This window comes from Xanthomonas protegens, assembly GCF_038442435.1.
GTDB lineage: Bacteria > Pseudomonadota > Gammaproteobacteria > Xanthomonadales > Xanthomonadaceae > Xanthomonas_A > Xanthomonas_A sontii.
This window is the reverse complement of record NZ_JAQJCQ010000007.1, coordinates 168,082-190,158: the sequence shown is the minus strand read 5'-3', so window position 1 is coordinate 190,158 and position 22,077 is coordinate 168,082. Positions and strand designations below refer to the sequence as shown.

General features: G+C 69.2%; 18 protein-coding genes and 1 pseudogene. 15 read left to right on the top strand and 4 right to left on the bottom strand.

What is annotated here, in order from left to right; translation table 11 throughout:
* Positions 1–6 precede the first annotated feature (6 nt).
* Positions 7–855 (bottom strand): SDR family oxidoreductase, encoded by an 849-nt coding sequence (locus PIQ37_RS10470; protein WP_407136581.1) that lies wholly within the window; start codon positions 853–855, stop codon positions 7–9.
* A 272-nt stretch (positions 856–1,127) separates the two neighbouring features.
* Here PIQ37_RS10470 and PIQ37_RS10465 point away from each other — a divergent pair, with 272 nt between their 5' ends.
* The 4 genes from PIQ37_RS10465 to PIQ37_RS10450 all read left to right on the top strand — a co-directional run bounded on the left by PIQ37_RS10465 (position 1,128) and on the right by PIQ37_RS10450 (position 4,645).
* Entirely contained in the window at positions 1,128–1,766 is a 639-nt protein-coding gene (locus tag PIQ37_RS10465) for a DUF4142 domain-containing protein (protein ID WP_342073410.1), read from the top strand.
* A gap of 73 nt (positions 1,767–1,839) precedes the next feature.
* The gene (locus PIQ37_RS10460) at positions 1,840–2,373 is read left to right on the top strand and encodes a hypothetical protein (RefSeq protein ID WP_342073409.1); all 534 of its coding nucleotides are present in this window, start codon (positions 1,840–1,842) and stop codon (positions 2,371–2,373) included.
* 9 nt (positions 2,374–2,382) lie between these two features.
* Entirely contained in the window at positions 2,383–3,576 is a 1,194-nt protein-coding gene (locus PIQ37_RS10455; protein WP_342073408.1) for a zinc-dependent alcohol dehydrogenase, read from the top strand.
* Between the two features lie 67 nt (positions 3,577–3,643).
* On the top strand, positions 3,644–4,645 hold the full coding sequence (locus PIQ37_RS10450) for a cation diffusion facilitator family transporter (RefSeq protein WP_342073407.1): 1,002 nt from the start codon (positions 3,644–3,646) through the stop codon (positions 4,643–4,645).
* Positions 4,646–4,886: 241 nt separating this feature from the next.
* Here the strand turns inward: PIQ37_RS10450 and PIQ37_RS10445 are convergent, their stop codons facing one another.
* Positions 4,887–6,950 (bottom strand): 3-hydroxyacyl-CoA dehydrogenase NAD-binding domain-containing protein, encoded by a 2,064-nt coding sequence (locus tag PIQ37_RS10445; RefSeq protein ID WP_342073406.1) that lies wholly within the window; start codon positions 6,948–6,950, stop codon positions 4,887–4,889.
* A 239-nt stretch (positions 6,951–7,189) separates the two neighbouring features.
* Between PIQ37_RS10445 and rpoE the strand changes: the two genes are divergently transcribed.
* The 9 genes and pseudogenes from rpoE to recO form a co-directional block, all read left to right on the top strand.
* Positions 7,190–7,810, top strand: coding sequence for an RNA polymerase sigma factor RpoE (gene rpoE, locus PIQ37_RS10440; protein WP_160948332.1), 621 nt, complete (start codon positions 7,190–7,192; stop codon positions 7,808–7,810).
* Positions 7,807–8,766, top strand: a complete 960-nt coding sequence (locus tag PIQ37_RS10435) for a sigma-E factor negative regulatory protein (protein WP_342073405.1) — start codon at positions 7,807–7,809, stop codon at positions 8,764–8,766. The genes rpoE and PIQ37_RS10435 overlap by 4 nt, the downstream gene beginning before the upstream one ends.
* Positions 8,767–8,865: 99 nt before the next feature.
* Complete coding sequence (locus tag PIQ37_RS10430) at positions 8,866–10,398, top strand: DegQ family serine endoprotease (RefSeq protein WP_342073404.1); 1,533 nt, start codon at positions 8,866–8,868, stop codon at positions 10,396–10,398.
* A gap of 174 nt (positions 10,399–10,572) precedes the next feature.
* Positions 10,573–12,363 (top strand): translation elongation factor 4, encoded by a 1,791-nt coding sequence (lepA, locus tag PIQ37_RS10425; RefSeq protein WP_342073457.1) that lies wholly within the window; start codon positions 10,573–10,575, stop codon positions 12,361–12,363.
* A gap of 112 nt (positions 12,364–12,475) precedes the next feature.
* On the top strand, positions 12,476–13,276 hold the full coding sequence (lepB, locus tag PIQ37_RS10420) for a signal peptidase I (RefSeq protein WP_010340595.1): 801 nt from the start codon (positions 12,476–12,478) through the stop codon (positions 13,274–13,276).
* A gap of 20 nt (positions 13,277–13,296) precedes the next feature.
* Entirely contained in the window at positions 13,297–13,674 is a 378-nt protein-coding gene (locus tag PIQ37_RS10415) for a DUF4845 domain-containing protein (protein WP_010340596.1), read from the top strand.
* Entirely contained in the window at positions 13,664–14,344 is a 681-nt protein-coding gene (gene rnc / locus PIQ37_RS10410; protein ID WP_026143959.1) for a ribonuclease III, read from the top strand. The genes PIQ37_RS10415 and rnc overlap by 11 nt, the downstream gene beginning before the upstream one ends.
* Positions 14,341–15,246: a GTPase Era gene (gene era / locus PIQ37_RS10405; protein WP_010340598.1), complete on the top strand. Its 906-nt coding sequence runs from the start codon at positions 14,341–14,343 to the stop codon at positions 15,244–15,246. The genes rnc and era overlap by 4 nt, the downstream gene beginning before the upstream one ends.
* A 217-nt stretch (positions 15,247–15,463) precedes the next feature.
* Positions 15,464–16,180 (top strand): annotated as a pseudogene (gene recO, locus PIQ37_RS10400) (DNA repair protein RecO); the annotation flags it as partial.
* Positions 16,181–16,671: 491 nt separating this feature from the next.
* Here the strand turns inward: recO and PIQ37_RS10395 are convergent.
* Together PIQ37_RS10395 and PIQ37_RS10390 are read right to left on the bottom strand one after the other, a co-directional pair.
* Positions 16,672–18,849 (bottom strand): TonB-dependent siderophore receptor, encoded by a 2,178-nt coding sequence (locus tag PIQ37_RS10395; protein WP_342073403.1) that lies wholly within the window; start codon positions 18,847–18,849, stop codon positions 16,672–16,674.
* Between the two features lie 313 nt (positions 18,850–19,162).
* Entirely contained in the window at positions 19,163–19,879 is a 717-nt protein-coding gene (locus tag PIQ37_RS10390) for an Hpt domain-containing response regulator (protein ID WP_342073456.1), read from the bottom strand.
* Between the two features lie 144 nt (positions 19,880–20,023).
* Here PIQ37_RS10390 and rlmD point away from each other — a divergent pair, with 144 nt between their 5' ends.
* A complete protein-coding gene (rlmD, locus tag PIQ37_RS10385; RefSeq protein WP_342073402.1) occupies positions 20,024–21,370 on the top strand; it encodes a 23S rRNA (uracil(1939)-C(5))-methyltransferase RlmD in 1,347 nt (448 codons plus the stop codon).
* Positions 21,371–21,439: 69 nt separating this feature from the next.
* Entirely contained in the window at positions 21,440–21,946 is a 507-nt protein-coding gene (locus tag PIQ37_RS10380) for a CYTH domain-containing protein (protein ID WP_342073401.1), read from the top strand.
* The last annotated feature ends 131 nt before the right edge of the window (positions 21,947–22,077 follow it).

The window sequence follows — 22,077 nt, the reverse complement described above, 5'->3', positions numbered from 1 at the left end:
TTGCGGTCAGTCGCCGTGGATGCGGCCGCTCTCGCCTGCGCGGTACAGGGTGCCTAGCGGGTCGCGCGCCGGCTGTGCCTGCCGCTGCTGTTCGCTGCGCAGCGCCGAGAGCCGGTCGGCCAGGCGCGGCAGCAGATGGGTCATCGCCACATTGGCGCTGGCCAGCAGGCCGACCTTGACGTCGCGGCCGCCGTGTTCGGCCGCATGCAGGATCGCCTCGGCCACCCGCAGCGGCGCGATCATCGGCTTGGGCAGCGTGGGTTCCTCGCGCAGGTAGTTGCGCGCATGCTGCGGATACGGCGTGTTCACCGCGGTCGGCTGGATCAGCACCACCGACACCGGCGCGCCGTCGAGATGCTCCAGTTCGATGCGCAGCGTATCGGTGAAGCCTTTCACCGCGTGCTTGGACGCCGCATACATGCCCTGCAGCGGAAGCACCGCCTCTGAGGCTTCGCTACCCAGGTTGATCAGGGTGCCGCGCGCGGCGAGCAGATGCGGCAGCGCGGCCATCGATCCATGCACCAGGCCCCAGAAGTTCACGTCGAACAGGCGCCTGCTGTCGCGCTCGTCCACGTCGGCGAGCTTGCCGTAGATCGCCACGCCAGCGTTGTTCACCCAGGTGTCGATGCGGCCGAAGTGCCGGATCGCCGCCGCCGCGGCCTCGTCCAGTTGCGTGCGTTCGGCCACGTCGGCGGCCACCGCGATCGCCTCGCCGCCGGCATCGCGGATGGTCTGCACGGTCGCGTCGAGGACGTCCTGGCTGCGCGCCACCAGCACCAGCCGGGCGCCGTGTTCGGCGGCCAGGAGCGTGGTGCACAGGCCGATGCCGCTGGAGGCGCCGGTGATCACGATCACTGTTGCGCGAGCGGGAGATGTCGCTGTGCCATGTGCTGTGCTCCGGACGTGGTGTCGTCCCAGCGTGGGCTGCGGCGCGTTGTGCGGTGTGAGCTGCGGATCGCGGTGGCGTCAATCGGTGCAGGCATCACAGGATTGCTGCGCAGCGATGGTGCGGGTGCCTTGATGTCTTTGCGTCCGCAGCATTTCGCATCGCCTGCACCCACGTTCAACCATGCGCTCACGAGAGGCCGCGGAGCATGGGCGCCACCTGTCATGCAAAGGAATTTGTCATGCGTCATTACCGTTCCGGTCTTTCCCTGGCGCTGCTGTCGGTCCTCGGCATCGGCCTGGCCCACGCGCAGAGCGACACGTCCGGCCAGGCCGGCGCTCGCGATCCCGGCGCGATGCAGCAGCAAACCCCGGCAACGACTGCGTCGCCGACGTCGCCTGAGATACAAGGCGCGCGCTCGTCTGCGCTGAACGAAAAGCAGGTGCTCGGCGTGCTGTCGGCGATCAACACCAGCGAGATCGGCGCCGGCAATCTGGCCTTGCAGAAGCAGGTCAAGGGCCCGGTGCGCGATTACGCCATGCAGATGGTCAAGGAGCACTCCGACAACAACGCCAAGATCGCGCCCTGGGGGCCCGACACCAAGGCAGCGCCGGCGCAGCAGCAACTGCAGAAGGGCAAGGCGGAAGCCGGCAAGCTGCAGGCATTGGAAGGCGATCGCTTCGAGCAGGCCTACGTGGCGGCGATGGTCAAGGATCATCAGGCCGCCCTGCAGATGCTCGACAGTACCCTGATCCCCGCGGCCAAGACGCCGGATGTGGCTGCGCATCTGCGCACCACGCGCACGCACGTGGCCGAGCACCTGGCCAAGGCGCAGCAGTTGCAGAGCGCCGGCGCGACGCCGGCCGGTTCTACCCGCTGAGCCGCGCTGCGGGTCGCGGCCGAGGCGCCGCGATCCGCGCCGCGATCGTTCCGGTCCTGCCAGGAGTTTTCCCATGCGCGAATCCCCGGAGACCGACGCGGCCGTCACCCTGGACGGCACGCGCCTGGTGCGAACGCTCAGCATGCTGGGCGAACCCCATCAGATCCTCGATGCCTGGTGCGACGTGAGCGTGCAGCAGCAGGTCCTGTCTGGCCTGGCCGAGCTGCAGTCCGGCGACGGTTACGCCTCCCGATGGCGCTTGCGTCTGCCGCTGGAGCGCCACCTCGAGCTGGACTACCGGCGCGGCGAGGTCTGCCTTGGCGAATCCGTCAGCTATGCCGGCAGCGGCGAGCACGGATTGCAGTTGCAGACCACGCTGAGCGTGCGTGCCGCGCCAGATGGATTCGGCTGCGAAACCACCTTGGCGGTGGAGTACCGCGTCGAGGGCGGCATCGTCGCCCAGGCCGTGGCCAAGCTGGTCGGTGCCGCGCCGGATGCGCTGCTCGGCAAGGTGCTGCACCGGTTCAAGGCCTGGATCGAGTGCGGCGAAGTGCCGACGTTGCGCGACAACCCGTCCGCGCGCGGGCTCGACCACCACCAACAGTAGGGGTCTGCCATGCGCGCACTGTGCTGGAACGGCGTCAACGATCTGCGGGTGGAGACGGTCCCCGACCCGCGCATCGTCAATCCGCGCGATGCCATCCTCAAAGTCGGCCTGAGCACCACCTGCGGCTCCGACCTGCATTTCATCGATGGTTACCTGCCGACGATGCGCGAAGGCGACATCATCGGCCACGAGTTCATGGGCGAAGTGGTCGAGGTCGGGCCGCGAGTGCGCAACCTGCGCATCGGCCAGCGCGTAGTGGTGCCCTCGTTCATTTCCTGTGGCGAGTGCTGGCACTGCGGGCGCCAGGAATTCTCGCTGTGCGACAACACCAATCCCAACTGGGAAATGCAGGAGCCGCTGCTCGGCTATCCGACCGCCGGCATCTACGGCTACACCCATGCCTTCGGCGGCTACGCCGGCTCGCATGCGGAGTTCATCCGCGTGCCGCACGCCGACGTCGGCTGCTTCGCGATCCCGGAGGAAGTGGACGACGAGGATGCACTGTTCCTGTCCGACGCCGGCCCCACCGGCTTCATGGGCGCCGACTTCTGCGACATCCAGCCCGGCGCGACCGTGGCGGTGTGGGGCTGCGGCGGCGTGGGCCTGATGGCGCAGCAGAGCGCGCGGTTGCTAGGCGCCGAACGTGTCATCGCCATCGACCGCCTGCCCGAGCGCCTGGCGCTGGCGCGCGACGTGCTCGGCAACGAGGTGATCGACTACAGCGCCGTCGACAGCGTGGTCGAGATGCTGCGCGAAATGACCGGCGGACGCGGTCCTGACGCCTGTATCGACGCGGTCGGCATGGAGGCGCACGGCACCGGCCTCGGCTACGCCTACGACCGGGTCAAGCAGGCGCTGCATCTGCACACCGATCGAGGCCAGGCGCTGCGCGAGGCGATCCTGGCCTGCCGCAAGGGCGGCACGCTGTCGATCCTCGGCGTGTACGGCCTGATGGACAAGTTCCCGCTGGGGGCGGTGATGAACAAGGGGCTGACCGTGCGCACCGCGCAGCAGCACGGCCAGCGCTACGTGCCGCGCCTGCTCGACCTGGCCCGCAGCGGTGCGTTCAGGACGCGTTTCCTGGCGACGCACCGCATGCCGCTGGACGATGCGGCGCGCGGCTATGAGATGTTCAAGCACAAGCACGACGGTTGCGTGCGCGCGGTGTTCGTCCCGGGGCAGGCGGCCGCGGCGACGGTGTAATAGTCTCCGCACAGGCGGCAGCCTAAGGTAGCGGCCATCTTCCTCCGCATCGCCGCCCGGTCGCCCCATGGGACACGATCACAGCCACGCCCCCACCGAAATCCGCCACGAGCAGCCCCTGTGGTGGGCGCTCGGCCTCACCGCGCTGTTCCTGGTGGTGGAAGTGGCCGGCGCCTTCCTCACCAACAGCCTGGCGCTGCTGTCCGATGCCGCGCACATGGCCACCGACACGCTGGCGCTGATGATTGCGCTGATCGCGGTGCGGCTGAGCCGGCGCCCGCCCGATGCCAAGCGCAGCTATGGCTACGCACGGCTAGAGGCGCTGGGCGCGCTGGTCAACGGCGCGCTGCTGTTCGTGGTGGCCGGCTACATCTTGTGGGAGGCGGTGCAGCGCTTCCGCCAGCCGCAGGAGATCGCCACCGTCGGCATGCTCGGCATCGCCGCGTTCGGCCTGCTGATCAATCTGATCTCGATGCGCCTGCTCAAGGCCGGCAGCGGCGAGAGCCTGAACATGAAGGGTGCCTACCTGGAAGTGTGGAGCGACATGCTCGGCTCGGTCGCGGTGATCGTCGGCGCGCTGGCGATCCGTGTCACCGGGTGGAAGCTGATCGATCCGATCCTGGCGGTGCTGATCGGCCTGTGGGTGTTGCCGCGGACCTGGGTGCTGCTGCGCGAGGCGATCAACGTGCTGCTCGAAGGCGTGCCCAAGGGCGTGGACCTGGGTGCGGTGCGCGGCTATCTGCAGGCCGCGCCCGGCGTGGCCAGCGTGCACGACCTGCACGTGTGGGCGCTGGCCTCCAGCACCCCGGCGCTGACCGCGCATGTGGTGGTCGCCGACGGCAGTGACGCCGATGCGCTGCGCGCTACGCTGTGCGACGGCCTGCATGCGCAGTTCGACATCGATCACATCACCCTGCAGATGGAGGCAGGCCATTGCGGCGCCACCCCGTGCGGCACGCCGGCCGCGGCGGGTGAGGGTAGTGGTCACGATCACCGCGGGCATGATCACGACGAGCATCCACATGGGCATGGCGGGCATGGGCATGCGCACGGGCATTCGCATCCGTAAGCAGCGCTGCTGGGTGGTGACGTTAGTGCAGGCGCAGCGCGTGTCTTCGGTTCGGAATTGGCTGCCCGCGTTTACCGGGAATGCCGGTCGCGGCTGAAGCCGCTCCTACTAGTTCTACAAGGGCGTCCGCCTCGACGGCTGACATGCGCCGCTTTCGTAGGAGCGGCTTCAGCCGCGACAGGCTTTCCCGACATCGCCTATCGCGGTTGAAACCGTTCCTACATGTAAGCGCCTGCGCGCCTCACACCACCGGCTCGCGCAACGCCGACGACTCCCAGCCCGGGCGCGGCGCAAAGCGCTCGCCGTAGCGCGCCTGCAGGGCGCGCAGGCGCGCCAGCAGCACGTCGGCGCCGGCGGCGCGGATGTGCTGGATCGGGCCGCCGCGGAACGGGGCGAAGCCGGTGCCGAAGATCACCCCGGCATCGAGCAGGTCGGCGTCGGCGACCACGCCTTCGTGCAGGCAGGCCACCGCTTCGTTAAGCAGCGGCAGGATCAGCCGGTCTTCCAGATCGTCGGGAGCGTGGTAGTCCTTGGGCAGTTCCGGCTTCTTGGCGCGGCCGTTCTCCCAGGCGTACAGGCCCTGGCCGTCCTTCTTGCCGCGCTTGCCCGGCTCCACCGTCTGCAGCGCCGCCGGGATCGGCAGGCCCAGGAACGGCGCCAGTTCGGCGCCGACGCCCGCGGCCACGTCCAGGCCCACGGTGTCGATCAGTTCGATCGGGCCCATCGGCATGCCGAACTTGACCGCGGCCTTGTCGATCGCCGGACCGGGAATGCCCTCGGCATAGGCGGTGGCCGCTTCCAGCATGTACGGGAACAGCACGCGGTTGACCAGGAAGCCGGGCGTGCCGGCCACAGGCACCGGCAGCTTGTCGATCGCCTTGCAGAACGCGGCCAGCCGCTTCTGATTTTCCGGCGCCAGGCCGTCGTGGCAGACGATCTCCACCAGCGGCATCTGCGCCACCGGATTGAAGTAGTGCAGGCCGCCGAACTGCGCCGGGCGCTGGATGTGCTCGCGCAGTTCGGTCAGCGGGATCGAGGAGGTGTTGGTGCTGAGCAGCGCGGTCGGCTGCATGCGCGGTTCCAGCGCCTGGTACAGCTCGCGCTTGGCCTGCGGGTTCTCGATGATCGCCTCGATCACCAGGTCGGCGCTCGGCACGCCCTCGCCGGCCAGGTCGCCCTTCAGGCGCGCCGCCACCGCCGGGCGCTTGCTGTCGTCCTTGACCCGCTTGGCGAACAGCTCGCCGGCGCGGCTCAGCGCACCGTCGATGAAGCGCTGCTCGCGGTCCTGCAGGGTCACTTCGAAGCCCTTGTAGGCCGACCAGGCGGCGATATCGCCGCCCATCACGCCGGCGCCGACCACGTGCACGTGGCGGATGCCGTGCTCCTTGCCGCCCAGCGCCTTGAGCCGTTCGGTGAGGAAGAAGATGCGGATCAGGTTGCGCGCGGCCGGGGTGCTGGCCAGCTTGACCACGGCCTTGCGCTCGGCGTCCAGGCGCGCCTGGATACCGCCGCCGCCGCTGCGTTCCCACACGCCGATCAGCGCATACGGCGCCGGGTAGTGTTCCTTGCGCGCCTTGCGCGCCACCTGCTTGCGCATCTGCGGCGCCAGCAGCTTGCGCGCCGGCCAGGTGTTGGTGGCCCAGGCGGTGGCGCGTTGCTTGAAGGGACGGGCGCTGCCTGACAGCGCCAGCGCCACCGCGGTATCGGTGAGCACGGCCGGCGCGGCGACCTTGTCGACCAGGCCCATCGCCCGCGCCGCCGAGGCCGACACGGTGCGCCCGGTGAGCATCAGGTCCATCGCCGCCGGCGCGCCGATCAGCCGCGGCAGGCGCGCGCTGCCGCCCCAGCCGGGGAAGATGCCGAGCTTGGTCTCGGGCAGGCCGATGCGGGTGGCCGCATCGCTGGAGGCCACGCGATAGCGGCAGGCCAGGGCGATCTCGGTGCCGCCGCCCATGCAGAAGCCGTGGATCGCCGCGACCGTGGGGCAGGGCAGTTCGGCCAGCTTCTGGAAGGTGGCCTGGCCGCGGCGGATCGCGTCGTTGACGGTGCCGCGGCGGTCGAACTCCTGGAATTCCTTGAGGTCGGCGCCGGCGATGAAGCCGTTGTCCTTGGCCGAGCGGATCACCACGCCCTTGGGCGGATCGATGGCGATGCGCTCGAGCAGGTCGCCCAGCTCCAGCAGCACGTCCTGCGACAGCGCGTTGACGGGCGCGTCCTGGCGGTCGAGGCTGAGCACGACGACGCCGTCGCCGCGGATATCCGCTTGCCAGTGACTGAATCGGAGCCCGTCGAAGCCTGAAAGCATGGGGAGGACCATCCGCTTGTGTATGGAGAAGATCGTTATCATCCAGAGGTTGTTTCCGTCGCGTCAAATCCCAATCCAGGGGAATTGAGGCGCGTCCCGCGACCGCTGGCCTTGCGCCAGCCTAACGGAACGCCGGTTAACGTCGTGGGGCGGCGATCCGCTGAGGGGCGCTGAACTTTTTTCCGAATTGGCGGTCAGAGGGTCCGACGTAGGTTGGGCTGACAGGAGTGCGGCCCGCTATGGCCGATGTCGAAACACCCCAGGAGCTGGACCTGGAACTGGTCCGGCGTGTGCAGCGCGGCGAGAGCGCGGCGTTCGATGTGCTGGTGCGCAAGTACCAGCATCGGATCGTCGGCCTGATCGGGCGCTACATCGCCGACTGGAGCGAATGTCAGGACGTGGCCCAGGACACCTTCATCCGCGCTTACCGCGCGATGGGGAGCTTCCGCGGCGACGCCCAGTTCTCCACATGGTTGCACCGGATCGCCGTGAACACCGCCAAGAACTACCTGGTCGCGCACAACCGCAGGCCGCCCACCGACGACGTCGATGTGCTCGATGCCGAGCAGTTCGACAGCGGCACCCGCCTGCGCGACACCGACACGCCCGAGCGCGAGTTGATGCGCCAGGAGCTGGAGCGCACGGTGATGAAGGCGGTCGACGCCTTGCCGGAAGAGTTGCGCACCGCCATCACCCTGCGCGAGGTGGAGGGCATGAGCTACGAGGACATCGCGCAGAAGATGGGCTGCCCGATCGGCACCGTGCGTTCGCGGATCTTCCGCGCCCGCGAGGCCATCGACGCCGAACTCCGTCCCCTGCTGGATACCGACAGCGCCACCCGTGAGCGACACCGCGTATGACCGATAGCACGCCCTTTCCCAAGCCTGTGCCGGCGCCCGACAGCGCCGCGCCGGACAAGTTCGAGCTGCACTACCGGCAGCAACTGTCCGCCCTGATCGACGGCGAACTGCCGGCCGACGAGGCGCGCTTCGTGCTGCGCCGGCTGCAGCACGACGAGGAATTGTCCAGCTGCCACGAGCGCTGGCAGCTGTGCGGCGACATCCTGCGCGGCCGTGTCAGCGTGCCGGCGCCCAGCGATTTCAGTGCCCGCGTGCGCCAGGCGGTGGCCGCCGAAGCGCAGCAGGCCGCGCGTGCCGAAGCGACCAGCGCGGCCGGCAAGCGCCGCACCTGGCGTTGGGGCGGCAGTGCCGCCCTGGCCGCTTCGGTCGCGCTGCTCGCGCTGTTCGTGACCCAGCGCCTGCCGCAGACGCCCGAGGCGTTGGCGCCGGCGCAGGTTGCCGATGCCACCGCGCCGAGCCCGGCACCGGCCGCCACCACGCCGCCGGTGCCGACACCCGCGCCGGCACCGGCCGATCCGCAGGGCGACCTCGCCGCGGCCGTCGCTGCCGCGCCGGCGATGGCGATCGCCGCCAACCGTCGCCAGGACGCAGCGGCACGACGCGAGGCCACGCGCAGCGCCCAGGCCGCGCGCACCCGCAGCGTTCCTGCCGAGCGCGCCTATGCCGCGGCGGCGCCGGCCAAGCCGCAGGCCAAGGCGCCGGTGCAGACGCCGTTCGTGGCGCCGGTCGCGCCACCGACGATGGTCGCGCAACGCGCCAGCGATCCGTTCGGACATCCGGCGACGCCGCTGCAGGCCCGGCCGTGGCCGCGCTCGACGCTGCCGGCCGCCGATTCCGGGAGCGAATTCACCGCCAGCTTCCCGCACAGCGGCGCGGACCCGGCGGCGTTCTATCCGTTCGAACCCCGATTGCCTGCCGACGCCGTGGCCAACCCGCCGCTGCATCCGCAGCCCTGACCCCGCGCGCCGGCAGGCGTCCGTGCCTCGTTCCGGCGCGTGGTCCCCGTTGCTTCGTCCCCTCGTTGTTCCCCTTCCCGAACCGGAGGCTTGCGTCCGATGACTCACCGTATCCGCCACCATCTGTTGGGCCTGCTGGCGCTGACCGTGCCGCTGGCCGCCTGCGCGCAGCAGCCCAGCCCCAGCGCCGCCAGCGCCCCGCCGCCGGCCGCGCAGGCCGCGCCCGCGCCGCAGCTGGTCGGCAACCTTCCCGACTTCACCCGCCTGGTCGAGCAGGTCGGCCCGGGCGTGGTCAATGTCGAGACCACCATCAGCCGCCGCGCCGCGGCCGCACGCTCCGGGGGCGGCATGCCCGACGACGACCAGATGCCCGAGTTCTTCCGCCGCTTCTTCGGCCCGGACGGCATGCCGGGCATGCCCGGGCAGCCGCGCGGCGGCGCGCCGGATGACGATGGTCCCGCCGGCCGCTCGATGGGCTCGGGCTTCATCATTTCGCCCGACGGCTACGTGCTGACCAACCACCACGTGGTCGACGGCGCCAGCGAGGTCAAGGTCAAGCTCACCGACCGCCGCGAGTTCACCGCCAAGGTGGTCGGCAGCGACCAGCAGTACGACGTGGCGCTGCTGAAGATCGACGGCAAGAACCTGCCGACGGTGCGCATCGGCGACTCCAACCTGCTCAAGCCCGGCCAGTGGGTGGTGGCGATCGGTTCGCCGTTCGGCCTGGACCACTCGGTCACCGCCGGCATCGTCAGCGCCACCGGTCGCAGCAATCCCTACGCCGACCAGCGCTACGTGCCGTTCATCCAGACCGACGTGGCGATCAACCAGGGCAATTCCGGCGGCCCGCTGCTCAACACCCGCGGCGAGGTGGTCGGCATCAACTCGCAGATCTTCTCCGCCTCCGGCGGCTACATGGGCATCAGCTTCGCGATCCCGATCGACCTGGCGATGAGCGCGGTCGAGCAGATCAAGAAGACCGGCAAGGTCACCCGTGCGCAGCTCGGGGTGATGGTGGGCGCCATCGATTCGCTGAAGGCGCAGGGCCTGGGCCTGCCGGACACCCGCGGCGCGCTGGTCAACCAGCTGGTCCAGGGCAGCCCGGCGGCCAAGGCCGGGCTGGAAGTGGGCGATGTGATCCGCACGGTCAACGGGACCGAGATCGGCGCCTCCAGCGACCTGCCGCCGATGATCGGCGCGATGCAGCCGGGCGCCAAGGTGCGCCTGGGCATCCTGCGCGACGGCAAGCCGCGCGAGCTGACCGTGCAGTTGACCGCGCTGGCCGACGACGCCCAGGCCAGTGCCGGCCCGGCGGTCGGCGACAACGCTGCCCCGGCCACCGGCGCCAACGCGCTGCTCGGCATCGACGTGGCCGACCTGGACGCGGCCACCCGCCAGCAGTTGGGCCTGGAGCCGGGCAAGGGCGTGCGCATCACCGCGGTCACCGGCCGGCCCGCGCGCGAGGCGCAGCTGGTGCCGGGCATGGTGATCCTGCAGGTCGGGCGCGCCCCGGTCGGCAGCGTGGCGGCCCTGAACCAGCAGCTGAGCGGCTACAAGAAGGGCGACGTGGTGATGCTGCTGATCCGCGTCCGCGACACCACCAGCTTCGTCGCGGTGCGCGCCGGCGGCTGATCCCCGCGCCCGGCCGCGGCCGGGCGCCATCCCGGGCGTCGACCCAGACCGGTCGGCGCCGCGGGGCGGGGGGGCGAATCCGGCGGCCGTCACCAGCGGCCGCCGGCCATGCGATAATGGCCCGTTATCCTGACGACGGTCCTGGCCGCCGCCCACCTCATGTCCTCTGATTCGATGCGGAACATCCGCAATTTCTCCATCATCGCCCACGTCGACCACGGCAAATCGACCCTGGCCGATCGCATCATCCAGCTCTGCGGCGGCCTGCAGGCGCGCGAGATGGAAGCGCAGGTGCTCGATTCCAACCCGATCGAGCGCGAACGCGGCATCACCATCAAGGCCCAGTCCGTGTCGCTGCCGTACACCGCGCAGGACGGGCAGGTCTACCACCTGAACTTCATCGACACCCCCGGCCACGTCGACTTCTCCTACGAGGTCAGCCGCTCGTTGGCCGCCTGCGAAGGCGCGCTGCTGGTGGTGGACGCGGCGCAGGGTGTGGAAGCGCAGTCGGTGGCCAACTGCTACACCGCGGTGGAGCAGGGCCTGGAAGTGGTGCCGGTGCTGAACAAGATCGACCTGCCCACCGCCGACATCGACCGCGCCAAGGCCGAGATCGAGGCGGTGATCGGCATCGACGCCACCGACGCGGTCGCGGTCAGCGCCAAGACCGGGCTGAACGTGCGCGACGTGCTGGAGGCGATCGTGCAGCGCATCCCGCCGCCGGTGCCGCGCGACACCGACAAGCTGCAGGCGCTGATCATCGACTCCTGGTTCGACAACTACCTGGGCGTGGTCTCGCTGGTGCGGGTGATGCAGGGCGAGATCAAGGCTGGCGACAAGCTGCTGGTGATGTCCACCGGCCGCACCCACCAGGTCGACAGCGTCGGCGTGTTCACGCCCAAGCGCAAGGTGCTGCCGGCGCTGCGCGCAGGCGAGGTGGGCTGGGTCACCGCCAGCATCAAGGACGTGCACGGCGCGCCGGTCGGCGACACCCTGACCCTGGCCGGCGACCCGGCCGGCAAGCCGCTGCCGGGCTTCCAGGAGATGCAGCCGCGCGTGTTCGCCGGCCTGTTCCCGGTCGATGCCGAGGACTACACCAACCTGCGCGAGGCGCTGGACAAGCTGCGCCTGAACGACGCGGCGCTGCGCTTCGAGCCGGAAAGCTCCGAGGCGATGGGCTTCGGCTTCCGCTGCGGCTTCCTCGGCATGCTGCATATGGAGATCGTGCAGGAGCGCCTGGAGCGCGAGTACAACCTCGACCTGATCAGCACCGCGCCGACCGTGGTCTACGAAGTGCTGAAGACCGACGGCTCGATCATCAGCATGGACAACCCGGCCAAGCTGCCGCAGTTGAACATGGTCGAGGAGATCCGCGAGCCGATCATCCGCGCCAACATCCTCACCCCCGAGGAATACATCGGCAACATCATCAAGCTGTGCGAGGAAAAACGCGGCAGCCAGATCGGCATCAACTACCTGGGCAGCCAGGTGCAGATCAGCTACGAGCTGCCGATGGCCGAGGTGGTGCTGGACTTCTTCGACAAGCTCAAGTCGGTCAGCCGCGGCTACGCCTCGCTGGACTACCACTTCGTGCGCTTCGACGCCGGCCCGTTCGTGCGCGTAGACGTGCTGATCAACGGCGACAAGGTCGATGCGCTGTCGCTGATCGCGCACCGCAGCCACGCCGACCGCCGCGGCCGCGAACTGTGCGAAAAGATGAAGGACCTGATCCCGCGGCAGATGTTCGACGTGGCGATCCAGGCCGCGATCGGCTCGCAGATCATCGCCCGCACCACGGTCAAGGCGATGCGCAAGAACGTGCTGGCCAAGTGCTATGGTGGCGACGTCTCGCGCAAGAAGAAGCTTCTGGAAAAGCAGAAGGAAGGCAAGAAGCGCATGAAGCAGGTCGGCCGCGTGGAAATCCCGCAGGAAGCCTTCCTGGCTGTGCTGCAGATGGATAAGTAACTGGGAGTGGGGATTCGGGATTGGAGATTGGCCAAGGCAGGTGCGCCTGCCGCCATCCCGTTCTTGCGAATCCCATATCCCCAATCCCCAATCCCGTTCCGAAGGAACCCGAATGAAATGGTTTGAAATCGCGCTGGTGGTCCTGACCTTCGCCACCGGCATCATCACCCTGCTGGACAAGCTGTTCTTCGCCAAGCGCCGCGCCGCGCGGGCCGGGTTGCTCGACAGCGAGCCGGTGATCGTCGACTACTCGCGGGCGTTTTTCCCGGTGCTGGCGGTGGTGCTGATCCTGCGCAGCTTCATCGCCGAGCCGTACAAGATCCCGTCCAGCTCGATGATGCCGAACCTGCTGGTCGGCGATTTCATCCTGGTCAACAAGTTCTCCTATGGCTTCCGCCTGCCGATCACCAACCAGAAGATCATTCCGGTCGGCGAGCCCAAGCGCGGCGACGTGGTGGTGTTCAAGCCGCCGCACAAGCCGGACGAGAACTGGATCAAGCGCGTGATCGGCCTGCCGGGCGACCGCATCGGCTTCCATGGCGACACCCTGTACATCAACGGCACGCCGATGAAGTACAAGGTCATGGGCGAGTACGTCGGCAAGGGCAAGGGCGCGGAAATGACCGGCGCCACCCTGCTCACCGAGTACCTGCCGGGCCGGACCCACACCGAGCTGGAATGGATCGACCGCAACAATCCGGCCGGCCAGGGCGACTGGGTGGTGCCGCCGGGCAAGTACTTCGTGATGGGCGATAATCGCGACAACAGCGAGGACAGCCGGTTCTGGACGCAGACCCATTTCCTGCCCGAAGAGAACCTGCGCGGCAAGGCGTTCCTGATCTGGCTCAACTGCGAAGGGTGGTTCTGCAGCGGCAGTTTCGATCCGTCACGGATCGGAACGACCATTCAGTGACTTGCGTGAGGGGAAGCGCGATGAAGCACAAGCAAAGTGGCATGACCTTGACCTCGTTCGTGATCGTGCTGGCGGTGGTCGGATTCTTCGTCTACATCGGCATGAAGCTGTTCCCGATGTACATGGAGTTCTATGCCGTCCGTTCGGCGATGAAGGGCCTGGCGACCGAGGCCGGCAGCGCCGAGATGGATCCGTCGCAGGCCAAGGCCTCGCTGTTCCGGCGCCTGGACATCAACAACTCGGACAACGTGAAGCCGGGCGACGTCACCTTCGAGCGCACCGACACCGGCGTGAAGATGCACGTGGCCTACGAAGTGCGCCGCCCGCTGATCGCCAATCTGGACGTGGTCGGCAAGTTCGACGCCACCCAGGACCTGACGACGCGTGGTGGCCAGTAAGACCATCCTGCGCGGTGACCGCATCGGTCACCGCTTCGCCGAGCCGCAGTTGCTGGCGCAGGCGCTGACCCATCGCAGCGCCGGCGCACCGCACAACGAACGCCTGGAATTCCTCGGCGACGGCATCGTCAACCTGCTGATCGCCGAGGCGCTGTACCAGCGCTGGCCCAAGGCCGACGAAGGCGCGCTGACCCGTGCCCGCGCGGAGTTGGTGCGCGAGGCCTCGCTGGCCGCGATCGGCCGGCAACTGGAACTGGGCGAACGCCTGACCCTGGGGCCGGGCGAGATGAAGTCCGGCGGCCATCGCCGCGACTCGATCCTGGCCGATGCGGTGGAGGCCGTGGTCGCGGCGATCTACCTGGATGCCGGCTTCGAGACCTGCCGCGCGACGATCCTGCCCTGGTTCGAGGCCGCGCTGGCGGCGTTGCCGGTCGGCAAGGTGGAGAAGGACGCCAAGACCCGCTTGCAGGAATGGTTGCAGGCCCGGCAGCGGACCTTGCCGGCCTACGAACTGATCAGCGAGACCGGCGACGACCACGCCAAGCTATTCCGGGTACGCTGCGTACTCGCCGAGCCCGCCCTGGTCACCGAGGGCGAGGGCACCTCGCGGCGCCTGGCCGAGCAGCAGGCCGCCGCCGCCGCCATCGAGCAACTGGATTCGAGCAAGTGAACGAACAAGCCACTCCCCCTTACCGCAGCGGCAGCGTGGCCGTGATCGGCCGCCCCAACGTGGGCAAGTCCACCCTGACCAACGCCCTGGTGGGCGCCAAGGTCAGCATCGTCTCCAACCGGCCGCAGACCACCCGGCACCGGCTGCTGGGCATCGCCAGCTTCCCGGCCGGTCAGTTGCTGCTGGTCGATACCCCCGGCCTGCACCGCGAGCAGAAGCGCGCCATGAACCGGGTGATGAACCGCGCCGCGCGCGGCTCCCTGGAAGGGGTGGACGCCGGCCTGCTGGTGATCGAGGCCGGGCGCTGGGACGAGGAGGACACGCTGGCGTTCAATGTGCTCAGCGACGCCGGCATCCCGGTGGTGCTGGTGGTCAACAAGGTCGACCGGCTCAAGGACAAGACCGCGCTGCTGCCGTTCCTGCAGCAGGTCAGCGAGGGCCGCAGCTTCGCCGCGGTGCATCCGATCTCCGCGCTCAAGCGCAAGGGCCTGGAGGCGCTGGTGCGCGACCTGCTCGCGCTGGTGCCGGAAGCGCCGCCGATGTTCGGCGAGGACGAGATCACCGACCGCAGCCAGCGCTTCCTGGCCGGCGAACTGGTGCGCGAGCAGTTGATGCGCCAGCTCGGCGAGGAACTGCCGTACGCGACCACCGTGGAGATCGAACGCTTCGCCGAGGACGGCGCCTTGCTGCGCATCGGCGCGGTGATCTGGGTCGAGCGCGAAGGCCAGAAGGCGATCGTGATCGGCAAGGGCGGTACCCGCCTCAAGGACATCGGCGCCAAGGCCCGCCAGCAGATGGAGCGCCTGTTCGGCGCCAAGGTGTTCCTGGAGACCTGGGTACGCGTGCGCGAGGGCTGGTCCGACGACGAGGCCGCGCTGAAGGCTTTCGGCTACGGGGAATAAGGCCGGGAATGGTGAATCGGGAATCGGATTCCGCGTCCCAGGCAGCCATGGTGTGTGACTTCAGCCGCGACGTGTTTTCCCTGTAACGCCCGTCGCGGCTGAAGCCGCTCCTACATAAGAGTCAGCTCTTTTCCTGATCGTTGGACGATGATTTGGCTAGGGACGGCATGCTGTTCCATTCCCTATTCCCCACTCCCCATTCCCAGCTCCTGAAGCCTTGATCGAGCACGAACCCGGTTTCGTCCTGCACGCCCGGCCCTGGCGCGAGACCAGCCTGCTGGTGGAGGTGCTGAGCGTGCACCACGGCCGGCTCGGCGTGCTGGCGCGCGGCGTGCACGGGCCGAAGAAGCAGGCCTTGCGCGCGGCACTGCAGCCGCTGCAGTCGATCCGCTTCAGCGCGCAGCGCCGCGGCGAACTGGCGCAACTGCGCGAGGCCGAGGCGATGGATGCGGCGCCGCGGCTGAGCGGCGAGGCGATGCTGGCCGGCTTCTACATCAACGAACTGACCCTGCGCTTGGCGCCGCGCGACGATCCGGCGCCGGACCTGTATCTGGCGTACGCGCGGGTGCGCGCGCGACTGGCCGCCGAAGCGCCGCTGGCCTGGTCGCTGCGCTGCTTCGAGCGCGACCTTCTGGAGGCGCTGGGCGTGGGATTCGACCTGCGCCACGACGGCGACGGCGACCCGATCGACCCGGCAGCGCGCTACGTGCTCGACGCCGAGCACGGGCCACGCCGGCTGTTGAGCGATCGCGGCCACGATCAGCGCAGCGGCATGGCGACCGGGCGCGCCCTGCTGGCGCTGGCCGACGATACCGAACCGGTCGCCGAGGATCTGCCCGGCCTGCGCCGCGGCATGCGTGTGGTGCTGCTGCACCACCTCGGCGGGCGCGGCCTGAAATCCTGGGAAATGGTCGAGGACCTGGCGCGGCAGCGCAGTGCCAGTGCCGCGGGCATGGCGCCGGCGGTTGCCGATCCCGAGCCGCCGCAGGACGATCCGCCGCTATTGGCTGCACCCGGCGTCGCCGCAATGCCGGCATCGGCAGCGCGCGCGGCGACACCGGAGCCGGACGCCGAGCTGGATGCGCAGGGCGACGCAACGTCGGCGTCCGTGCCGGAAGCGCCGCCGCGGTCGCCGCCTTCCGCGGCGTCGTGAGGGCGGCGGATCGACGGTGCGAGCGCTGCCGCCACGCGGACACCGAGTGAGCTGCGGTCGTCACCCGCCCAAGCGGATGCGGCTTGCTCCGTAGAAGCGGTTCTTGTCCGTTTTTGCGGGATCATCCGGGACGGGCTTTCCTGGAACGTCCTTCGCGGCTGGAGGAGCTGCGCCTGCGGTCGCTTCCGTCACGACCACAGGCCTCCACGCAGCGGGGCTGCGCCGCCCGCCGTCGCCGTCGCCACGCCGGGCCACGGCAGCGGCAGGCGCACTCAGCGCCAATCGATCCGCAGGCTTAGCGCTGCATTGCGTGCCTCGCCCAGCGTGTGCTGGTTCCAGTAGGTGCGATCGAACAGGTTGTTGATGTTGCCGGTCAGCAACGCGTCGTAGCCGCCCAGCGTGGTGGCGTACTGGAAGCCGGCCGCGGCGACGGTATGCCCGGGAATGAGCACGCGATTCTGATCCTCGTAGTAGGCATCGCCGGAGTAGCGCACGTTGCCGTGCAGGCTCAGGCCGCGCACGCCCGGCACGCGCCAGGTGGCATTGGCCAGCAGTTGCCGGCGTGCGGCGCCGGCCGGGCGGTTGCCGCGCAGGGCCGCGTTGTCCGGCGACAGATCCTGCAGCCGCGGGTCCATCCACAGTCCGCCGACGCCCACTTCCAGATCCTCGGTCACGCCGACGCTGCCGATCACTTCCAGCCCGCGATACAGGGTCAGGCCGTCCTGGGTCAGGTAGCGCAGGCCGTCGCGGTAGGCGTCGATCTGCGCGCCGCGCTCGATGCGGAACGCGGCGGTGGTCAGCGCGAAGCGCCCGCTCTGCAGCTTGGCGCCCAGTTCGTACTGCTTGCTCACCGTCGGCGCCAGCACGCTGCCGGCGTTGGCATAGGCGGGCAGCGCATCGGTGCCGACGCGGCTGCCGGGCTCCAGCGCCTCCACGTAGCTGGCGTAGAGCGACACGTCGTCGATGGGCTTGTAGATCAGCGCCACGGTCGGGGTCGTCACCGAGGTGCGGTAGCCGCTGTCCACCGACGCGTCGCCATCCAGATCGCGTTGCTGGTAATCCACGTGGCGCGCGCCGAGGATGGCGCGCCAGTGGTCGCCGAACTGCAGGGTGTCGCTGACGAACACCGCCTTCTGGCGCAGGTCCGCGCTGACCGGCGCCAGGCTGTAGTCCGGTCGGCGGGTGGGGCGGAAGGACTGCGGGCGATACAGGTTGCCGTCGAAGTCGTTGCTCCAGTAGAACGCCTTGCTCCACTGGTCCCAACTGCGCTGCACCGAGGCACCGAACACCAACGCGTGCGTCACCGGGCCGGTGTCGACGCGGCCGTTGACCAGCAGCTGCACCACGCTGTTGCGCAGCACCGCACCGAAGTCGTAGGCGAAACCGGCGTAGTCGCCCGCTTCGTTCAGCAGATTGGCGAACATCTTGTGCGACGTGTGCCGGCGGCGGCTGCCGCCCAGGCTCAGCGCCGCGCTCCAGCGCTCGTCGATGCGCCAGTTCAGGCCGGTGGTCGCGTGCAGCAGGGCGGTCTCGTAGTAGGCCCCGTCGACGCGGATCTTGGCGGAGTCGCTGGTGGGGCGGGGCAGGCGCGTGCCCTGGTAGGCATCCCAATAGAAGTACAGCGGCTCGTGCTCGAGCGTATTGCGCTCGTGTACCAGTTCGGCATGCCAGGTCAGGCCCTCGACGATCGGTTGCTCGACCGCAACAGCGATCGTCTTGCGGTCGATGCCCGCGCCGTTGTACGCGTCGCCGCGTTCGATGCCGGCGTTGAGCCGGTAGCCGAAGGAGTCGGCGCCGTTGGCACGGCCGCCCGCATCCACCTGTGCCGAGAACACGCTGTCGTTGCGGTAGCCAACCGTGGTGGCCAGCAGTGGCGTGTCGGTGGGACGCTTGGTCTGGTAGCTGACGATGCCGCCCGGTGCGCCGAAGCCATACATGAAGCCGCCCAGGCCCTTCAGCGCCTGCACCGATTGCACCGCTTCCAGCGGGAACTCGCCGCCCCATTCCATCAGCATGGGCACGCCGTCCACGTAGAAATTGCGCACGCCGATGCCGCGGATCTGCGTGCCCCACCAGTTGGTGGTGGCCGGCGGCTCGGCCGCGAACACCGATGGATCGTTGATGAAGATCTGCCCCAGCGTGGAGGCCTGGCGGCGCGCGATCTCGGGTTCTTCGACCAGGCTCACCGAGAACGGCGTATCCAGCAGGCGCGACGTGCCCAGCGCGCCGACCGCCGCATCCTGCTGCAGGTCCAGGCTGAGCCGCTGGCCTTTGACCATGACCGTGTCCAGTTGCGTGGCGTCGGCCGATGACCCGGCATCGCGGGTGCCGTCACTGGCGGTGTCCTGGGCGCTGGCCGAGGTGGACGCGGCGGCCACGAGGGCGGCCAACAGCGCGCGGGCGAGCACGCCCATGGCCGGCGCTGGCCGGTGGAATGACGTCTGAAACATGAGAAAGCCCCTGTTGCGGTAGTGACCGGACGGGGCGATGGCTGGTCCGAGGATGTCGTCGGGGCGTTAATTTATTCGAGAACGAATCTTATTTGCAAATTTCGCTGTGTGGCGAGCGCCATGGCGGCGCCGTCGTTGTCGTCGCCGTCGCGAGACCGGATCGTGATGGCAGGGGGAAGGGCGGCGACCGGCCGGGGCCGCCAGGGCAACGCTCGAAGCGCGGGTTGCGGCAGATGGCGCGCCCCAGGCCGACGCGTGGGAAGTGACGGGGAGCCATCCCCAATCTCCAATCCCGAATCCCCACTCCCGGCCTTCAGTGCAACAACGCCGCCACCGCCTCGCTGAACTGGTGGCGGGCCTGCGAGGAAGCTGGATCGCCATGCAACTGGCGCACGGCCCGCGCCAGGCGCGCGGCGCCGACGAAGCCGCAGCTGGCCTGCAGCCGGTGCAGGTGGCTGCGCACGGCCTGGTCGTCGCTGAGTTGCAGGGCCGAGGCCACCGCATCGCGGGTGCCGGGCAGCTCGGCCAGGAACAGTTCGCGCAATGCGATCAGGTGCGCGCGCTCGCCGTTGAGCGCGGCCAGCGCGGTGGTCTCGTCCCAATCCAGGGTCGGGTCGGCGGTCCCGGCGGTGCCGCCGAGGCGGCCGCGCGCGAGCAGCCGCCGCACCGATTGCAGCAGCCGTTCGGTGCTGAGCGGCTTCAGCAGCACGTCGGCGAAGCCGGCGTCGAGCAACTGCGCACGGACCGTGGCGCTGGCGTCGGCCGTATGCGCCAGCCCCAGGGTGCCGGGGCGTTGCCGCTGCAACTGGCGCAGCAACTCGCTGCCGCTGCCGTCGGGCAGATTGGCGTCGATCAGCCATAGGTCGTGCGCCTGCGTCTGCGCGCGGGCGAGGGCGCTGGCGACGGAGTCGGCCAGGTCCACCTGGGCCGGCAGCGCCTGCAGCGTCGCGTCGAAGAAAGCGCGGCTGATCGGGTCGTCTTCGACGAGCAGCAGTCGCGTTACCGGGTCCTGGTTCGATGCCATGCTGATGCCTCCATGCGGCGTGGTCGCATCCCGCGCGGCGGCGCGCGTGCGTGCGCCACTTTGCCTCGCCGGCGCGGCAATCGCAAGCCGGCCCCGGCCCGGCCCATCTGCGACAATAGCCGCCCTTTTCCGCCCGCAGCCTGTTGCCACGTGGCCCGATCCAGAAATCGTCTCGACCGCACGCCCTTCCAGACCGACATCGCCGACCTCAGCCACGACGGCCGCGGCGTCGCCCGCCGCGAGGGCGACAAGGTCGCCTTCGTCGCCGGCGCGCTGCCCGGCGAGACCGTCCTGGCCGAACCCACCGCGCGCAACCGCCACTTCGACGAGGCGCGCACCGTGCAGGTGCTGCAGGCCTCGCCGCAGCGGGTGACGCCGCGCTGTCCGCATTTCGGGGTCTGCGCCGGCTGCGTGCTGCAGCACCTGGCCGAGGACCAGCAGATCGTCGCCAAGCAGCGGGTGCTGACCGAGAACCTGGAGCGCATCGGCCACGTGACCCCGCAGGCGGTGCTGCCGGCGCTGACCGGCGCGCCCTGGGGCTACCGGCGCAAGGGCCGCTTCTCGGTGCGGCGGGTGGAAAAGAAGGACAAGACCCTGGTCGGTTTCCGCGAGCAGGATCCGCGTTTCGTCGCCGACCTGTCGGTCTGCCACACGGTGATCCCGCAGATCGGCTTCAAGGTGACCGCGCTGGCCGACCTGGTCGAAAGCCTGGACGGCAAGCGCGACATCCCGCAGATCGAGTTCATCGCCGGCGACGCCGCGGTGGCGCTGACCTTCCGCCACATGCAGCCGCTGAGCGCGCGCGACCAGGACGCGCTGATCGCCTTCGCCCAGGAGCACGAGTTCGCCATCTTCCTTCAGCCCGGCGGCGTGGACAGCGTGCACCCGCTGTACCCGCAGGAGGTACCGCTGTCGTTCCGGCTGCCGCAGTGGGACGTGGAGTTGGCGTTCCGGCCGCTGGACTTCATCCAGGTCAACGCCGCGCTCAACGAGAAGATGATCGCGCACGCGCTGGCGTTGCTCGACGCGCAGCCCGACGACCGCGTGCTGGACCTGTTCTGCGGCCTGGGCAACTTCACCCTGCCGCTGGCGCGCACCGTGCGCGAGGTGGTCGGCGTGGAAGGCGACGCCGGGCTGGTGGCGCGCGCGCGGGAGAACGCGCAGCGCAACGGCCTGGACAACGCGCAGTTCTTCGCCGCCGACCTGACCCAGGACCAGCGCCAGGCGCCGTGGATGCGCCAGGGCTTCGACAAGCTGCTGCTGGACCCGCCGCGCTCCGGCGCGCTGGAGGTGCTGCAGCAACTGCCGCTGAAACAGTTCCAGCGCATCGTCTACGTCAGCTGCCATCCCGGCTCGCTGGCGCGCGACGCCGGCTACCTGGTCAACGAACAGGGTTTCGAGCTCAAGGCCGCCGGGGCGATGGACATGTTCCCGCATACCGCGCATGTGGAGAGCATTGCGGTGTTTGAAAGGCCGGGAATGGGGAATCGGGATTAGGGATTCGTCACAGCGGCTGCGCGCGCGGTTTAAGCTTTTTCCATTCTCCTTTCCCCATTCCCGATTCCCATGGCAATCGAAATCGAACGCAAATTCCTGGTGACCGGTGACGGTTGGCGCGCAGCGGCGCATGCCGTGATTCCGATGGCGCAGGGCTATCTCAACGACCAGGCGGCGCTGGCCAGCGGGGCGCAGAAGGCGTCGGTGCGGGTGCGGGTGCAGGGCGAGGCGGCGTTCCTCAACCTCAAGTCGCGCGAGCTCGGGCATACCCGCCAGGAGTTCGAGTATCCGATCCCGCTGGACGATGCGCGCGCGCTGTTGGCGCTGTGCGTGGGCGGCCTGATCGACAAGCGCCGGCATCTCGTGCAGCACCAGGGCCATCTGTGGGAAGTGGACGAGTTCCTCGGCGACAACGCCGGGCTGGTGGTCGCCGAGATCGAGCTGGACAGCGCCGACGAGGCGTTCGCCAAGCCGGACTGGCTCGGCGCCGAAGTCACCGACGACCCGCGCTACTACAACGTGGCGCTGGCAGGCCGTCCATTCTGCGAGTGGCAGGGATTGGGGAGTCGCGATTAGGGATTGGCAAAAGCGTAGAGCCAAACGTCGCACGCGACCCGCTTTTGCGAATCCCCACTCCCCAATCCCGAATCCCCGCTTCTCGCGGCAATCGGGCTTATGCTTCTGTGAATCCCCAATCCCCAATCCCC

Excerpts from the sequence above, each read along its gene's own strand:
- PIQ37_RS10465 (WP_342073410.1), top strand. The coding sequence starts at position 1,128 with ATGCGTCATTACCGTTCCGGTCTTTCCCTGGCGCTGCTGTCGGTCCTC.
- PIQ37_RS10460 (WP_342073409.1), top strand. The coding sequence starts at position 1,840 with ATGCGCGAATCCCCGGAGACCGACGCGGCCGTCACCCTGGACGGCACG.
- PIQ37_RS10455 (WP_342073408.1), top strand. The coding sequence starts at position 2,383 with ATGCGCGCACTGTGCTGGAACGGCGTCAACGATCTGCGGGTGGAGACG.
- PIQ37_RS10450 (WP_342073407.1), top strand. The coding sequence starts at position 3,644 with ATGGGACACGATCACAGCCACGCCCCCACCGAAATCCGCCACGAGCAG.
- PIQ37_RS10445 (WP_342073406.1), bottom strand. The coding sequence starts at position 6,950 with ATGCTTTCAGGCTTCGACGGGCTCCGATTCAGTCACTGGCAAGCGGAT.
- rpoE (WP_160948332.1), top strand. The coding sequence starts at position 7,190 with ATGGCCGATGTCGAAACACCCCAGGAGCTGGACCTGGAACTGGTCCGG.
- PIQ37_RS10435 (WP_342073405.1), top strand. The coding sequence starts at position 7,807 with ATGACCGATAGCACGCCCTTTCCCAAGCCTGTGCCGGCGCCCGACAGC.
- PIQ37_RS10430 (WP_342073404.1), top strand. The coding sequence starts at position 8,866 with ATGACTCACCGTATCCGCCACCATCTGTTGGGCCTGCTGGCGCTGACC.
- lepA (WP_342073457.1), top strand. The coding sequence starts at position 10,573 with ATGCGGAACATCCGCAATTTCTCCATCATCGCCCACGTCGACCACGGC.
- lepB (WP_010340595.1), top strand. The coding sequence starts at position 12,476 with ATGAAATGGTTTGAAATCGCGCTGGTGGTCCTGACCTTCGCCACCGGC.
- PIQ37_RS10415 (WP_010340596.1), top strand. The coding sequence starts at position 13,297 with ATGAAGCACAAGCAAAGTGGCATGACCTTGACCTCGTTCGTGATCGTG.
- PIQ37_RS10395 (WP_342073403.1), bottom strand. The coding sequence starts at position 18,849 with ATGTTTCAGACGTCATTCCACCGGCCAGCGCCGGCCATGGGCGTGCTC.
- PIQ37_RS10380 (WP_342073401.1), top strand. The coding sequence starts at position 21,440 with ATGGCAATCGAAATCGAACGCAAATTCCTGGTGACCGGTGACGGTTGG.